This is a genomic window from Staphylococcus sp. HMSC072E01 (assembly GCF_001814125.1).
Classification (GTDB): domain Bacteria; phylum Bacillota; class Bacilli; order Staphylococcales; family Staphylococcaceae; genus Staphylococcus; species Staphylococcus hominis.
This window is the reverse complement of sequence record NZ_KV814968.1, coordinates 30023-46452: the sequence shown is the minus strand read 5'-3', so window position 1 is coordinate 46452 and position 16430 is coordinate 30023. Positions and strand designations below refer to the sequence as shown.

15 protein-coding genes are annotated in these 16430 nt (G+C 32.7%); 2 read left to right on the top strand and 13 right to left on the bottom strand.

Annotation, left to right across the window (positions count from 1 at the left end; genetic code table 11):
• Position 1: 1 nt before the first annotated feature.
• Genes rsmB through HMPREF2953_RS06780 form a run of 3 tightly spaced genes read right to left on the bottom strand, consistent with a single transcriptional unit; the run spans position 2 to position 2719 of the window.
• A complete protein-coding gene (gene rsmB / locus HMPREF2953_RS06790) occupies positions 2-1309 on the bottom strand; it encodes a 16S rRNA (cytosine(967)-C(5))-methyltransferase RsmB (protein WP_049336537.1) in 1308 nt (435 codons plus the stop codon).
• Positions 1306-2238 carry a methionyl-tRNA formyltransferase gene (gene fmt / locus HMPREF2953_RS06785; protein ID WP_049336628.1) on the bottom strand — a complete coding sequence of 311 codons (933 nt, stop codon included), beginning with the start codon at positions 2236-2238 and terminating at the stop codon, positions 1306-1308. The genes rsmB and fmt overlap by 4 nt, the downstream gene beginning before the upstream one ends.
• Positions 2231-2719, bottom strand: a complete 489-nt coding sequence (locus tag HMPREF2953_RS06780) for a peptide deformylase (protein ID WP_002448820.1) — start codon at positions 2717-2719, stop codon at positions 2231-2233. Before HMPREF2953_RS06780 ends, fmt begins: the two co-directional genes overlap by 8 nt.
• Positions 2720-2894: 175 nt before the next feature.
• Between HMPREF2953_RS06780 and HMPREF2953_RS06775 the strand changes: the two genes are divergently transcribed.
• Positions 2895-3134, top strand: coding sequence for a TM2 domain-containing protein (locus HMPREF2953_RS06775; RefSeq protein WP_070672503.1), 240 nt, complete (start codon positions 2895-2897; stop codon positions 3132-3134).
• 23 nt (positions 3135-3157) lie between these two features.
• On the opposite strand, the gene priA is transcribed toward HMPREF2953_RS06775, so the two are convergent.
• The 4 genes from priA to gmk form a co-directional block, all read right to left on the bottom strand.
• Entirely contained in the window at positions 3158-5566 is a 2409-nt protein-coding gene (gene priA / locus HMPREF2953_RS06770) for a primosomal protein N' (protein ID WP_070672498.1), read from the bottom strand.
• A complete protein-coding gene (gene coaBC, locus HMPREF2953_RS06765) occupies positions 5566-6774 on the bottom strand; it encodes a bifunctional phosphopantothenoylcysteine decarboxylase/phosphopantothenate--cysteine ligase CoaBC (protein WP_070672496.1) in 1209 nt (402 codons plus the stop codon). Before coaBC ends, priA begins: the two co-directional genes overlap by 1 nt.
• Positions 6775-7031: 257 nt before the next feature.
• Complete coding sequence (rpoZ, locus tag HMPREF2953_RS06760; protein WP_002448867.1) at positions 7032-7244, bottom strand: DNA-directed RNA polymerase subunit omega; 213 nt, start codon at positions 7242-7244, stop codon at positions 7032-7034.
• Positions 7244-7867 (bottom strand): guanylate kinase, encoded by a 624-nt coding sequence (gene gmk, locus HMPREF2953_RS06755; protein WP_002448723.1) that lies wholly within the window; start codon positions 7865-7867, stop codon positions 7244-7246. Before gmk ends, rpoZ begins: the two co-directional genes overlap by 1 nt.
• 158 nt (positions 7868-8025) lie before the next feature.
• On the opposite strand from gmk, the gene HMPREF2953_RS06750 reads away from it, so the two are divergent.
• Entirely contained in the window at positions 8026-9729 is a 1704-nt protein-coding gene (locus tag HMPREF2953_RS06750) for an Rqc2 family fibronectin-binding protein (RefSeq protein WP_049431824.1), read from the top strand.
• Positions 9730-9790: 61 nt separating this feature from the next.
• Here HMPREF2953_RS06750 and HMPREF2953_RS06745 read toward each other — a convergent pair whose 3' ends face one another.
• From HMPREF2953_RS06745 to HMPREF2953_RS06720, 6 genes are all read right to left on the bottom strand, one after another.
• Positions 9791-10195 (bottom strand): VOC family protein, encoded by a 405-nt coding sequence (locus HMPREF2953_RS06745; RefSeq protein WP_049336550.1) that lies wholly within the window; start codon positions 10193-10195, stop codon positions 9791-9793.
• 319 nt (positions 10196-10514) lie between these two features.
• Positions 10515-10739, bottom strand: coding sequence for a hypothetical protein (locus HMPREF2953_RS06740; RefSeq protein WP_239665837.1), 225 nt, complete (start codon positions 10737-10739; stop codon positions 10515-10517).
• A 14-nt stretch (positions 10740-10753) separates the two neighbouring features.
• Entirely contained in the window at positions 10754-11362 is a 609-nt protein-coding gene (pyrE, locus tag HMPREF2953_RS06735; RefSeq protein ID WP_070672493.1) for an orotate phosphoribosyltransferase, read from the bottom strand.
• Position 11363: 1 nt separating this feature from the next.
• Complete coding sequence (gene pyrF, locus HMPREF2953_RS06730) at positions 11364-12056, bottom strand: orotidine-5'-phosphate decarboxylase (RefSeq protein WP_070672488.1); 693 nt, start codon at positions 12054-12056, stop codon at positions 11364-11366.
• Between the two features lie 100 nt (positions 12057-12156).
• Complete coding sequence (gene carB / locus HMPREF2953_RS06725; protein WP_070672483.1) at positions 12157-15330, bottom strand: carbamoyl-phosphate synthase large subunit; 3174 nt, start codon at positions 15328-15330, stop codon at positions 12157-12159.
• Positions 15323-16429, bottom strand: coding sequence for a carbamoyl phosphate synthase small subunit (locus HMPREF2953_RS06720; RefSeq protein WP_070672481.1), 1107 nt, complete (start codon positions 16427-16429; stop codon positions 15323-15325). The genes carB and HMPREF2953_RS06720 overlap by 8 nt, the downstream gene beginning before the upstream one ends.
• Position 16430: the final 1 nt, after the last annotated feature.

Here is a 16430-nt window from a genome sequence, read left to right as displayed (position 1 = left end):
CTTAACTTTCCTTTCTTTTTATTTTAGTAATGAAAAAGCCATCTGAATTAAAGTCTTGTGGCAAAATTTGTAGTGTTTTTACTTTTTCACCAGTAATAGGATGCGTTATCAATTCAAATTCAAAATCTTTATTTTCCTTTAAAAATGTATAAATTACATTTTCATTTTCCATTTGTTCAATTGTGCAGGTTGAATAAATAAGTGAACCGCCTGGTTTCAAGTTATGTTTAACATTATCTAATATACTTAATTGAATTTCTACAAGATCATTAATACTATCCTTAGATTGTACATATTTAATTTCAGGCTTATGTCTTAATACACCTAATCCACTACAAGGTGCATCTACTAAAATTTTGTCATATAGTTCTGAATATGGTTGTGTTGCATCATGATCGAAAGTGGACACATTCTTTAATTTTAACTTTTTGATATTTTCTTTAATTAAACCAATTTTATGCTTATGAATATCTGTAGCATCTACATGGCCAGTGGATGCTAGTAATTCTGCCATATGACAAGCCTTACCGCCAGGAGCACTGCATGCATCTAGTATGGTATCGTCTTTTTGGACATCCATTAAATACCCTACTAACATTGAACTTTTATCTTGGATGGAAATAAGTCCATCTTTAAAAGCTCGAGATTCAATCACTGGTTTACCTGTAAGATGTAAACAATATGGAATGAGTTGATCGATATCCACATGATAGCCTTCTTGTAAAAGCGCCTTACTTATTGTTTCAACATCCGTACGACTTGTATTCACTCTTACTGTACTTGCAGATTGTACTAGAAATGATTTTGCAATCTTATGTGTCGTTTCTATTCCGTAATGTGTAATCCAATGCTCAATAATCCATCTTGGTATACTATACTCAATCGTCATGCGTTGCTTTTCATTCTTAATTGTTTCCAATGTCGGTAAGTCACTTTTAAATATATGACGAAGTATAGCATTAACAATGTTCCCATTATGCTGGCCACCACGACGTTTAGCAATATTAACTGCTTCATTTATAATTGCATGGTTAGGTATTTTATCTAGGAAGACATATTGATATAAACTCATCCATAATAATTGACGTACCCAACCTTTAATTCTAGTCTTAACAAAGGGTTTTAAATAAAAATCTAAAGTCATTTTACGCTTTATTGTTCCATAAACTAATTCTGTAAACAATGCTTTATCGACAGTTGCAATATTATATTGGTTAATGACTTCGTTAATTTTTAAATTGCTATAAGCATTATCGTTTAAAATATCTTGAATAGTCTGAAATGCAAGGTCTCTTACTGATTGTGTCATACTAATTTAGTCCCCACTAATGAATCTTGTACACCACTTAAATATTGAGCAGCAAGCATTCGTTTTTTCCCAGATAATTGAATATCTGTTAATGCAATAGCATCCAAAGAGCCAGTTCCTACAATAATTGCATTCTTAGTGACTTCTATAATTTCACCTGGTTCTCCGTTTTTTCCTTTTTCAATATGAGCTTGATATAGTTTTAAATTTTTATCATTCATAGTTGTATAAGCCACTGGCCATGGTGATAACCCGCGAATATGATTGTGTATCTCTTTAGCACTTTTAGTCCAATCGATACGTTCGTCTTCTCTACTAATATTAGACGCAAACGTTGCTTTTGAATCATCTTGTGGAATACTTTCATTTGAACCATCTAGAATAAAAGGTAATGTTTCTTTTAATAAATCTGCACCTAAAAAGCTTAATTTATCGTGCATTGATCCTACATTATCATCATCTTCAATGTCGATGGCCTTTTGAGAAATAATATTACCTGCATCTAACTTTTTCACCATATACATGATTGTAATACCCGTTTGTACTTCCCCATCTATAATGGCTTGGTGAATAGGTGCTCCACCGCGATATTTTGGTAATAATGAGGCATGTACATTTACAGCACCTAACTTAGGGAGCTTTAATAGACTTTCAGGTAATAATTGTCCAAATGCTGCCGTTACAATTAAATCAGGATTTAAATCCATAAGTTCATTTAACTCATTAGAATCTTTTAACTTTTCAGGTTGATATACTGGAATGTGGTATGTTTCTGCCACTTTCTTTACAGGAGGAGGCGTTAATACACGCTTACGTCCTACTGGTCTGTCTGGTTGAGTAACTACTGCGATGACTTCATGTTCAGCGATTAACATCTCTAGTACTTTTGTTGAAAAATCTGGTGTTCCCATAAAAATTATCTTACTCATTGTCAAAATATGCCTCCACTTCTTTTTCAGTCAATATTTTTATAGCACGTTCGGTAAATGGAATACCATCTAATTGATCAATGATGTGTAGTATCATCCTAGCTACATCATCATAAGCAGTTAATTCAATCTCGTGACCTTCTAAATCATTTGCTTCTACAGTTATCATTTTACTACGTTCTACCTCACCAAATACATTAGGAAGATTAACCGAACCTTCTAAGTCAATGATTTTCTCATTAGATTCTGTTTTGATTTTAGGATTGATTAATTGCAAAAGTCCTTCTGCTTCCATGTCAATCATAGCAACACGTTGACTTACACCAATTTGTGGCGCTGATAAAGCTGATGCTTCTTCAGAATATAAAGTGTCTTCAATATCTAATAATAAACGTTTTAAATTTTCATCAAAAGTTGTTATCTTTTTTGCTTTTTTAAATAAAACAGGATGAGTCGATGGAACTAATTTCTTTATTGCCACTTAGAACGCCTCCCGAAAAAAATTCATCATATTATTATAACGTAATTCAAATTAAAATGCGACCTTAGTCTTACCTTCACTCTTCTTAGATAACTTTAATTACTTTTAATTTTTTTCATATCTAAAATAATCATGAAGACATTAATATATTAAATAGACTAAAGAGGTATAAAGAATGGAAGTCAATAAAGTGATTTACATTATCCTAGCTGTCTTTTTAGGTGGCTTTGGCGTACACAAATTTTATGCTGGTAAAATGATGTCTGGTCTTCTTCATTTATTATTTTGTTGGACAGGAATTCCTCATATTATTACAATCATCAGTGCGATTCTGACATTACTAAGACCAGCAGATGAAAATGGAAACGTAACAATGCAACCTGTAAATACAAAAAGAGTTACACCACGCAACTAAACGCAAACGGTGCAACTCTTTTTTTACATTAATATTTGAGGATTGATATCAATCTTTAACGATAATTTATCTTTAATATATGCTTCATGATAATAATCATCTAAGTACTGTAATGCATGAATTAATTCTGGCTCACGCTTGTATTTAACCAATATTTGAAAACGATGTTCGTTATTAATTCTAGCAATTGCCGCTGGAGAAGGTCCAAGTACGAGTGCTCTTTCTGAAAGATGTTGAAGTAAAATTTGATGTACATGTTTAGCAGCTTCCATTACTTTTTTCATATTTTTATGCGCAATAGTAAAATTAATTAAATAATAATAAGGTGGATATTTACCTAATTTTCTAAATTGCATTTCTTTATGATAAAACGTTAAATAATCATTTTTTTGAACATCTTCTATTGCATAATGAGTTGGATTATATGTTTGAATAATCACTTTACCGGGTTTTTCATGACGACCAGCACGACCTGAAACTTGTGTAAGTAACTGATACGTTCGTTCACTCGCTCTAAAGTCGGGCAAATTTAACATTGTGTCGGCATTAAGCACACCAACTAATGTTATATTTGGATAATCTAAACCTTTTGCAATCATTTGTGTGCCTAATAAAATATCGCCTTTTCCATTTTCAAAATCAGTCAATAGCTTTTCATGTGCACCTTTTCTTGACGTCGTATCTACATCCATACGAATAATACGTGCCTCTTCAAATTCTTGTTGTAAAATTTCTTCTACCCTTTGTGTACCTGTTCCAACCTGTCTGATATGTGGGCTTTCACAATTAGGACACAGGTTAGGAGGCAAGTCTTGATAGCCGCAATAGTGGCATTTTAGTTGGTCTGTCGTCTTATGATAAGTTAACGAAATATCGCAATGTGGACATTGTGGGACATATCCACAATCTCGACATAACATAAACGAAGCATAACCCCGTCGATTTAAAAATAAAACGATTTGTTCATTTTTATTCAGTCTATCTTGAATCGCTTGTCTTAATTCTTCAGAGAACATGGAACGATTACCTGAACTTAGTTCTGCTCTCATATCAATGATATCTATTGAAGGTAAAGCTTGTTGATTCACTCTTTCAGGTAAAGTAAGTAATTGATATACATTTTTTTCTGCCCGTGCATAAGATTCAAGACTTGGTGTCGCACTTCCTAATATTAATGGGCATTGATGAAATTGACTTCTCCATTCTGCTATGTCTCTAGCATGATAACGTGGATAATCTTCTTGTTTATATGTTGATTCATGTTCTTCATCAATAATAATAATGCCTAAGTTTTTAAATGGTGCAAAGATACTTGATCTAGCACCTACACTTACACGTGCTCTGCCATCTCTAATTTTTTGCCATTCATCATATCGTTCACCATTTGACAAACCTGAATGTAAGACAGCTACATCATCACCAAAACGTCGCTTAAAGCGTAAAACCATTTGTGGTGTCAACGCAATTTCTGGAACAAGCATCATGGCTTGTTTATCTTTTTTTAATACTTCTTCAATGGCTTGCAAGTAAACTTCAGTTTTTCCTGAACCAGTGACGCCGTGTAATAAAAATGTACGTTGTGCATTGTGATCTATTTTTTCTTTAATTTGTTGAAATGCATCATTTTGAGCAGGGGTTAACGTTCGTTTTTCTTCTTTTTCAAAGATACGATTCGCAAAAGGATCTCGTTCAATTTCTGCATCATATTTTTCAAGGAAACCTTTTTTAACGAGACCATCTATACTTGATTTAGAAAATCCCATATCTTCAAGTTCTTTTAAAAATACATTTCTATGATGTTCTTCTAAAAGATAAGCATACACATCATATTGTTTTAATTTCTTTTCTAGTAAAGCTAATATATCATCTGGATTGTATCCTTCAACAACTCGTACTGCACGCTGTGTTTTTCTTTTTGTATGTTGAGATAATATTGTTTCTTCTTCTATTAAATGTTGTTCAAGTAAACGATTTAATATATTTAAATGATTATTTTTTTGCGCATCTTTATACTTATAATATCCGTTGTTATCAAAGTATTTTAATATATCATCTTCAATATCATTGTGACGGACTATTTTAAATACTTTAGTATATTTTGCTTTAATCGCACTTGGAAGCATTGCCTCTAACACAGAAATACGTTTTGAAATATGATAATGACTCAACCATTCACTTAATTGGATAAGTTCAGGTGTTAATTCTGGTCGAATATCTCGAATTTCTTTAATTGCTTTCAATTTATCTATATTGACATCTTCACTTAGTTGTTGTTGTATATCCATAACATATCCTTGAATTGTGCGTGGACCAAACGGTACAACAACTCTTACACCCACTTTTATAAAATCTTTTAAATGGTCAGGTACGAGATAATCGAATTTAAAATCAACACTCTTAGAAGGAATATCTACAATGACCTTCGCAATCATTATTGCCACCTAGTTTCCAATTCATCTAAAATTTGTTGTGCAAGTTGCACTTTCTTTCCTTTTTTTATATTAATACGTTGTCCATCTTTAAAGTGCATAGTGAGTTCATTATCATCAGATTGAAATCCAATGGTTTGATCTCCTACATTATTCGAAATAATGATATCAGCATTTTTACGTTTTAATTTATCTTGTGCATAAGCATTAATATTTTGGGTTTCAGCTGCAAATCCGACCAAGTATTGGTGCGTTTTATGTTCACCTAAATATTTCAAAATGTCTTTTGTTCGTTTAAAAGTGACAGAAAGATTGCCATCTTGTTTTTTCATTTTATGATTCAATACATCGGCCGGCGTATAATCTGAGACGGCTGCTGCTTTAACAACAATATCTTGTTCTTCATATCGACTTATAACTGCATTAAACATTTCTTCTGCACTTTCTACATGAATGACTTCTACATTCTCTGGATTATCAAGTTGCGTTGGTCCTGCCACAAGCGTCACCTTTGCACCTCTTTTAGCTAAAGCTTCTGCAATTGCATACCCCATTTTTCCAGAGGAACGATTAGATACAAACCTTACTGGATCAATCACTTCAATTGTAGGGCCTGCAGTAACTAAAGCATGTTTTCCTTCAAAAGAAGTATGAGATCTATGTGATAGTTTATTCTTATTTTTAAAATAATCATTGATTATTTTGACAATTTGAAGAGGTTCCTCCATACGTCCCTTTGCAATGTACCCACATGCTAAAAAACCATCTCCAGGTTCAATGAAACGATATCCATCGTCTTTTAATACAGAAATATTATGTTGCGTACGTTTATTTTCATACATATGAACATTCATAGCTGGAGCAATAAATTTAGGGGTTTCTGTAGCAAGTAGCGTTGATGTGACGATATCATCAGCAATGCCTACACTTAATTTGGCAATAGTATTAGCAGTAGCAGGTGCAACAACGATGCAGTCTGCCCAATCACCTAATGCTACATGTTGAATTTCTTCAGGATTTTCTTCAATAAATGTATTGGTATATACAGGGTTTCTACTAATGGCTTGAAAGGCTAAAGGTGTAACAAATTCTTGTGCATGATTCGTAAGCATTACTCTTACATCATAATTCGCTTGAGTAAGTTTACTAGTTAAATCAATTGCTTTATAAGCAGCAATGCCTCCTGTAACAACTAATAGAATGTTCTTCATGATTCGACTCCTTTAGTTATATTTATAGTCTTCACTTTTAAATTTATTATACACAACTAAGATGAAAAACTAAAAACACGGGAGTAGAACAGATTTTTAATTCACTGTTCTACTCCCGCAAGATTAACTGATTCTAAAAACGCTTATATAAGTATATTTTCAATTGAATCAGAGATTGCAAAAATGTTTAAAAGTCTGAAACACATGATAACTTATATTTCAGAACAACATCTTAACTGATAACGAAATAATTTTATTTATGCTTGAAATTCTTCAGGTACAACAGGTGAAATTTTTCCGCTTGCGATTTCTTCTAGTGCTTCACCTACAGGTTTTGCTGAATGATAACCATTTAGTAATGCAGTTTCAGGCTTTTCGTCTAATTCACGTGCACGTTTAGCAGCTGTTGTTGCAATTAAATATTTTGAATTAATTTGTGATTGTAATTGATTTAACGGTGGGTTTAACATTATTTTTTTGCCTCCAATAACATTTTTCTATATATCGCTTCAACGCGTTCTCTTTTTAAGTGCTCGGCTTCTACAATTGATTGAATTCTTTCTTTAGCTAAATGAACTTCATCATTAACAACGACATAATCGTAAAGATTCATCATTTCTACTTCTTTACGTGCTTCATTTACTCTGCTTTGAATCTTTTCATCTGTTTCTGTACCGCGACCAATAAGACGTTCTTTCAAATGATCTAAGCTTGGCGGTGCAAGAAAGATAAATAATGCGTCAGGAAATTTTTTTCTTACTTGTTTCGCACCTTCAACTTCAATTTCTAAAAATACATCATGACCTTCAGCCATTGTATCTTTAACATATTGTACGGGTGTCCCATAGTAATTTCCTACATATTCGGCATATTCAATAAATTGATCTTCTTGAATTAATGCTTCAAATTCTTCTTTCGTTTTAAAAAAGTAATCTACACCGTTAACTTCTCCTTCTCGCATTTGACGCGTAGTCATCGAGATTGAGTATTTATATGATGTAGTTGGATCGTCAAATATCTCTTTACGAACAGTTCCTTTACCTACTCCTGAAGGACCTGAAAGAACAATTAGTAATCCTTTTTCATTATCCATGCCTTACGACCTCTCTAAGCTATTCTTCTATTATTTAAATATGATATCACATTGTTGTTTACATTGTATAGAGTGTACTAGGATAAACTTAACTCATGACGCTCTATTGTTACCATGTTACAATATAATGAATGACAAAAGTGAAGGTGGAAAAAATTATGGCTTATGATGGCTTATTCACAAAAAAGATAATAGAATCACTACAATTTTTAGTAACAGGTAGAATTCACAAAATTAATCAACCTGAAAATGACACAATCATTATGATTATTCGTCAAAATCGTAAAAACCATCATCTATTATTATCCATTCATCCCAACTTTTCAAGAATGCATCTCACCAATAAAAAATACGACAATCCCTTTGACCCACCAATGTTTGCACGTGTCTTTCGTAAGCATTTAGAGGGAGGTATTGTTAAATCAATACGACAAATAGGTAATGATCGTAGAGTAGAAATTGACATTGAAAGTAAAGATGAAATTGGCGATACGATATATCGAACAGTGATATTGGAAATTATGGGTAAACATAGTAATTTAATACTAGTAGATGATCAATATAAAATTATAGAAGGCTTTAAACACTTGACGCCAAATACAAATCAGTATCGTACAGTGATGCCTGGTTTCAAATATGAAGCTCCTCCTACTCAAAACAAACGAAATCCATATGATATTTCAAGTGATGAGGTGCTCAAATTCGTTGACTTTAATGCCGGAAAAATTGCTAAACAATTACTCAATGCGTTTGAAGGCTTTAGTCCTCTAATTACAAATGAAATTACAAATCGTTACCCATTTATGAATCAAGATACGCTTCCTCAAGCTTTTGAAGAAGTCATTGACCAAACATTAAAAGTACCCGTACCAGTATTTCATAAAAATCATGAAACAGGTAAAGAAGATTTCTATTTTATGAAATTAAAACAATTCTCGGATGATATTGTTATCTATGATTCGTTACATGATTTATTAGATCGTTATTATGATGCTAGAGGTGAGCGAGAGCGTGTAAAACAACGTGCGAATGATTTAGTACGCTTCGTACAACAACAATTACAAAAATATCAACACAAGTTAAGTAAACTTGTAGAGGAATACGAAAGTGCTAAAGATAAAGATACACAACAATTATACGGTGAACTCATTACTGCTAATATTTATCGTATTCAACAAGGTGACGCGTCTATAAACGTTCTAAATTATTATACTAATGAAGAAGTAACGATTCCATTAGACCCTACTAAGTCACCATCTGTGAATGCTCAATACTACTATAAGCAATATAACCGAATGAAGACACGAGAAAGAGAACTCGATCTTCAAATTGCTCTTACACGTGAAAATATTGACTATTTTGCCAATATTGAACAGCAATTAGAACATATTACAGTTGATGAAATTGATGACATTCGTGATGAATTAGCAGAACAAGGATTTATGAAACAACGTAAAAATACTAAAAAGAAAAAACAAGATAAAATCCATTTACAAACATATATATCTTCAGATGGTACCACGATTTTAGTAGGTAAAAATAATAAGCAAAATGATTATTTAACAAATCGTAAAGCTCAAAAATCACATCTATGGTTCCATACTAAAGATATTCCAGGTTCGCATGTGGTCATTTTAAATGATGCACCGAGTGAGACTACGATAAAAGAGGCAGCAATGCTTGCGGGATATTTCTCTAAAGCTGGAAATTCTGGTCAGATACCGGTAGACTATACAGAAATTAAAAATGTCCATAAACCTTCTGGCGCTAAACCAGGATTTGTCACATATGATAATCAAAAAACGTTATATGCAACACCTGATTATGACCAAATCCAGCGTATGAAGCAGGATAAAAATTAAAAAAATAAAAATCCGTAGATGCTTTTTTCAAGTCATCTACGGATTTTATATATCATAGTGTCTATTTTTCTGGTAATGCAAGTTGGAAACTTACTCCAAATTTATCTTGCACCCATGCAAACTCACGAAATGGTGGCATAGAAGTTTTAGGCATAAGTATAGCGCCTTCTTTTTTTAGACCATTAAATAAATGTTCCATTTCCATGGCATCTTCAACAGTGATATATAAAGAGATGGAAGGATTCATTGGTAATTCTTCACCATTATCGGCATCTATCGCCATGAAGACTTGGCCATTTAATGTGAAAATAGAATGTTGAACTGTCCCAGGTTCTCCAGGGCCGTCTTCTCCGTATTTTACCATTGTTAAAATCTCACTGTTTTTAAATAAGCTCGTATATAAATTAACTGCTTCTTCAGCCTGATTATTAAACATTAAAAATGGTGTTACTTTAGGTATTTCCATTGTAATCCTCCTATAATTTATAATTAATGTCTATTTTAAACTATTTTTAAAAATAATAAAAAGTTAGCTATTAAGAACTTTGAATTAAACGTAGCTTTAATTTTGAAAACTTTCCATAAACAGTTAAAATTAAATAAAAGTATAATAGGAGGCATTTAATATGATGCATTATATTCTACCACTATTAGCAATGGTCATCGTTTTATTAATCGGATGGGTGTTAATTAAAATTTTTATACGTTAAGTTAATTATAGATTGATATAAAAAGATACATATAAACATGTTGATTCATTATTTATATGTATCTTTTTTCTATATTTAGATTTTATCTTTTTGACGTAAACGTGCTTTGGCTTTTTTAAAGAAGTCACTTGTATGCTCAAAAGATTCCATTTGTGCGTGATGCATATGTTTAATACTTTCTTTAATAGTTAATACATGTGCTGTTTGTTTAAATTCTTTTTCACTGTATAAAAATTGATTCACATGTTTTAAATGATTATAAAATGCATTATTATCTTTGTCTTTAGACAACTTTATCATCCTTTAAGCGATAATTAGAGATTATCGCGCCAATCCACTAATGTTTGAATATCATTTTCTGAAATTTTGCCTTCTTCTTTAGCTACTTCAATAAGTTCATTATAATTACTTAGCGTATAGAATGGCAGATTCGCTTGTTTGAACATGTCGTCTGCTTTAGCTAGACCATAAGTAAAGATTGCAACTACACCTACGACTTCAGCCCCTGCTTCTCTTAAAGCTTCCACTGCAGTAATTGATGATCCACCCGTTGAAATTAAATCTTCAACGACAACGACTTTTTTATTTTTACTTTGTGCGCCTTCAATTTGATTTTGTTTACCATGACTTTTACTTTTAGATCGTACATAGTTCATTGGTAAGTTTAGTTTTTCAGAAATATAGGCAGCATGTGGAATACCAGCAGTTGCTGTTCCTGAAATAACCTCTACATTACCAAAATGTTCTGTAATAAGTTCACTTAATCCATCACGAATGTCTTGACGTACTTTAGGGTAACCTAATGTAATACGATTATCACAATAGATAGGTGATTTTATGCCTGAACTCCATGTGAATAAGTCATTGGGTGATAAACTTACTGCTTCAATATCTAATAATGATTTTGCTATGTGTTTTGACATATTAACCTAACCAACTTTCCTTTATTTTTGTATAACTCTCTTGTGGATGCTCACTTTGAGTTATTGGACGACCCACTACAATGTGAGTTGAACCTAATTGTTTTGCGTCTTCTGGAGTTGTAATACGTTTTTGATCATTCACCGCTGCACCTTTAGGTCTGATACCAGGCGTCACTTTTAAAAATTCAGAACCCAGGGACTTTGTCAGTAATTTAGCTTCTAATGGCGAACATACTACGCCATCTAATCCTGACTCTTGCGCTAATTTTGCATAATTCAACACTGCTTCTTCAATAGACGTTTGGATATTTTGTTCTTGATGAAGCATTTCTTCAGTCGTTGATGTTAATTGAGTCACTGCTATTATTTTAGTAGTTTCATTATATTTACGTAACCCTTTTACAGCATGTTTCATCATTTCAGTTCCACCAGCAGCATGCACGTTAACTAAATCAACATTTAACTTACCTAAACCCTCCATTGCTTTTTGAACTGTATTAGGAATATCGTGTAACTTAAGGTCTAAAAATATATCATGTCCACGTTCTTTTATTTTCTTAATTAAAGCTAGTCCAGTTTGGTAATATAATTCCATTCCTACTTTTACAAAAAGTGGTTCATCAAATTGATCTAAAAAATCAAGAACATGATTCTCAGAATCAAAATCTAAAGCTATAATTGGTAAATCTCTCATTCATTAAACTCCTTTAAATAACTCACTTTTATTTTAAAAAGAAGCGACTTGTGCTTAAACATAAAGCAAGTTAACACATAAGTCGCTTATAATTATGGCATTACATATTTCTCATTGAAAATGTCATACTTTCAATGACATTTGTTAATGCACTTGCAGTATCTAATGAAGTTAAACATGGCACTCCGTTTTCTACAGTAGTACGTCGAATTTGGAAGCCATCTCTTTCAACTTCTTTACCTTTTGTCATTGTGTTAATAACAATTTGTACATCCCCATTTTGAATACGTGTTAATAAATCATCTTCTCCACCGATTTTACCCACAACTTCAACAGGGATATTGTGCGCTTCTAATTTTTGTGCAGTACCTTGTGTAGCTAAGATTTTATAACCTACTTCATTTAAACGGTGAGCAATATCAACGATTTCTTCTTTATCTTTATCACTTACTGTTATTAATACTGTACCATGATCTTTTACTTCTACCCCACTACCTGTTAAACCTTTATATAAAGCTTTTTCAAGCGTTAAATCTTTACCCATCACTTCACCGGTAGATTTCATTTCAGGTCCAAGTGTAATGTCAACATTTTTTAATTTATTAAAACTAAATACCGGTGCTTTAACAAACACACCCTCTGAATATGGTTGAATACCTTGTTGATAGCCTAAATCTTTAAGCTTTGTGCCCATTATCGCTTGCATGGCAAGTTGTGCCATTTGAATATCAGTAATTTTACTTAAGAAAGGCACTGTACGACTTGCACGTGGGTTAACTTCTAATACATACACACCATCATGTGCAATAACGAATTGAATATTGATGAGGCCCACAATGTTTAATCCTTTAGCTAATTTAATTGTATAATCTTCGAGTGTTTTTATTTCTTCATCACTCAATGTTTGTGGTGGATACACTGCAATTGAATCACCGCTATGAACACCTGCACGTTCAATATGCTCCATAATACCAGGAATAATAACTGTTTCACCATCAGAAATTGCATCGACTTCTATTTCTTTACCTGTTAAATATCTATCCACTAATACTGGATGTTCTGGACTTGCTTTAACAGCTTGTTCCATATAATTTTCTAATTCTGCATCACTATTTACAATCTCCATGGCACGGCCACCTAATACATAAGAAGGTCGTACAACTACTGGATAACCAATTTCACGTGCATTTTCTAATGCCTCTTTAGGAGAAGTGGCTGTTTTACCTTTAGGTTGTGGAACATCAATTTTTCTTAAAAGCGCTTCAAATTCTTTTCTATCTTCTGCACGATTTAAATCTTCTAGTGATGTTCCTAAGATTTTCACACCATGTTTAGCTAATTTATCAGCTAAATTGATTGCTGTTTGACCACCAAATTGAACTACTACACCTTTAGGTTGCTCTAAATTAATGATATTCATTACATCTTCTTCAGTTAGCGGTTCAAAATATAATTTATCTGAAATTGAAAAGTCTGTTGATACTGTCTCTGGATTATTATTAACAATAATCGCTTCATATCCGGCATTTTGAATTGCCCAAACTGCATGTACTGTCGCATAATCAAACTCTACACCTTGTCCGATACGTATTGGTCCAGAACCTAATACTAAAATTTTCTCTTTATCTGTAACTACAGATTCATTTTCTGTTTCATATGTTCCGTAATAATATGGTGTAGATGATTCAAATTCTGCTGCACACGTGTCTACCATTTTATACACAGGTTTAATATCATTATCTTGACGTAATTGATATACTTCTTCGTCTGTCATATCAAAGCGATGAGCAATCACTTTATCACTGAAACCATAATCTTTTGCATATTTAAGATATTCTAAATCTCCTGGATGCGCTTTAAGTTCATGTTCAATATGAATAATATTAAGGAATTTATTTAAGAAGAAATAATCAATTTTAGTCATTTCATGAATTTCTTGTAATGATGTGCCACGTCGAATCGCTTCACCAATAAAGAATAAACGCTCATCATCTTGATGACTGATACGTTCTTTAATGTAATCTAAGTCATAACTTTCACCATTTGGTAAACCAAGATGATGGACACCATATTCTAATGAACGAATCGCTTTTAATAATGATTCTTCATATGTACGACCAATAGCCATCACTTCACCAGTAGCCTTCATTTGCGTTCCTAATTCACGTTCCCCTTTTTCGAATTTATCAAATGGGAAACGTGGAATTTTTGAAATGACATAATCAAGTGTTGGTTCAAAAGCAGCATAAGATGTTCCAGTTATAGGATTTAGCATCTCATCTAATGTTAAACCAACCGCAATTTTAGCCGCCAATTTAGCAATTGGATAGCCTGTTGCTTTTGATGCTAGTGCAGATGAACGAGACACACGTGGATTAACTTCAATAATGTAATAATTTAATGAATATGGATCTAAAGCCAGTTGTACATTACAACCACCTTCAATACCTAAAGCACGAATCACTTTAAGCGATACATCACGTAACATTTGGTATTCAACATCTGATAGTGTCTGACTAGGAGCTACAACCACTGAATCTCCAGTATGGATACCTACTGGGTCAATATTTTCCATATTACATACTACAATGGCATTGTCATTTTTATCACGCATAACTTCATATTCAATTTCTTTATATCCTGCTATTGATTTTTCAATTAAACATTGAGTCGCTGGACTATAATGTAATCCATTACTTACAACTTCTTTTAATTCTTCATCATTATGACAGATACCACCACCAGTACCTCCCATTGTAAAGGCAGGGCGTACAATTAATGGATATCCCACTTGTTCTTTGAATGCAAATGCTTGTTCTACAGTATTTACTATATCACTTTCAGGTACTGGAACATCTAAATCATTCATCAATGATCGGAATAATTCTCTATCTTCTGCTTGTTGTATAGATTCTAGTTTTGTACCTAATAACTCTACATTATTTGCTTTTAATACACCGCTATCATGTAATTGTATTGCCATATTCAAACCTGTTTGTCCACCTAATGTAGGTAATAATGCATCAGGTTGTTCTTTACGAATGATACGTGCAATAAAGTCATGAGTTAAAGGTTCAATATATACTTTATCTGCAATTTCTTTATCAGTCATAATGGTTGCAGGATTTGAGTTCACTAAAATAACACGGTATCCTTCTTCTTTTAAAGCAAGACACGCTTGTGTTCCAGCATAGTCAAATTCTGCAGCTTGTCCAATAATAATAGGACCTGAACCAATTACTAAAATCGTTTTAATATCGTCACGTTTAGGCATTCGTTTTACTCTCCTTTTTATTATCTTTAAAATCTCTCATCATATCTAAGAACTCATCAAATAAGTAATTTGAGTCACTTGGGCCTGGTCTTGCCTCTGGATGATATTGCACTGAAAAGGCTGGTAATGTTTTATGTCTTAATCCTTCAACCGTACCATCATTTAAAGCAATATGTGTCACTTCTAAATCTGTATTTTTTAAAGAATCTTTATCAATAGCATAACCGTGATTTTGACTTGTGATATCTACTTTACCTGTGCGTAAATCTTTTACAGGATGATTCGCGCCACGATGTCCGAACTTCATCTTAAATGCTTTGGCGCCTTGAGATAATGCAAATAACTGATGACCAAGACAAATACCAAAGAATGGTATATTTCCTAAAACACCTTTAATCATATCTAAAGCAACATCAACTTCTTCTGGATCTCCAGGTCCATTTGAAAGCATGACACCATCTGGTGACATTGCTAATATTTCCTCTGCTGAAGTATCATAAGGTACTACAGTAACATTACATCCTCTTGAATTAAGCTCTCTAACAATATTTTGCTTTTTACCAAAGTCTAATAACACGACGCTTAAATCTGAACCTGTTGATACATACGGTGTTTTTGTTGACACATTAGTCACCTCATCACGAGGTAACTCTGCAGTTTTTAAGTTAGCTGCAAGTGATTCAATTTCCTCTTTATTGTCGGTAAATCCTGCTTTTAATACACCATATTTTCTAATTTTTCTAGTAATACTACGCGTATCTACCCCTGAAATACCAGGAATATGATATTGAACAAGCACTTCATGTAATGTTTTTTGTTTTCTAAAATTACTTGGATGCGTACTTGCTTCCTTAACCACTACCCCATTTAATGTAGGTGTAAGTGATTCAAAATCGTCTCTATTAATACCATAATTTCCAATTAAAGGATAAGTAAATGTAACAATTTGACCAGTATATGATGGATCAGAAATCGTTTCTTGATATCCAGTCATCGCTGTATTAAATACAATTTCACCGATTGATAATTGATCTGACCCTAATTTATATCCTTCATAATATGAACCATCTTCAAATACGAGATATCTACGTTCAAACATT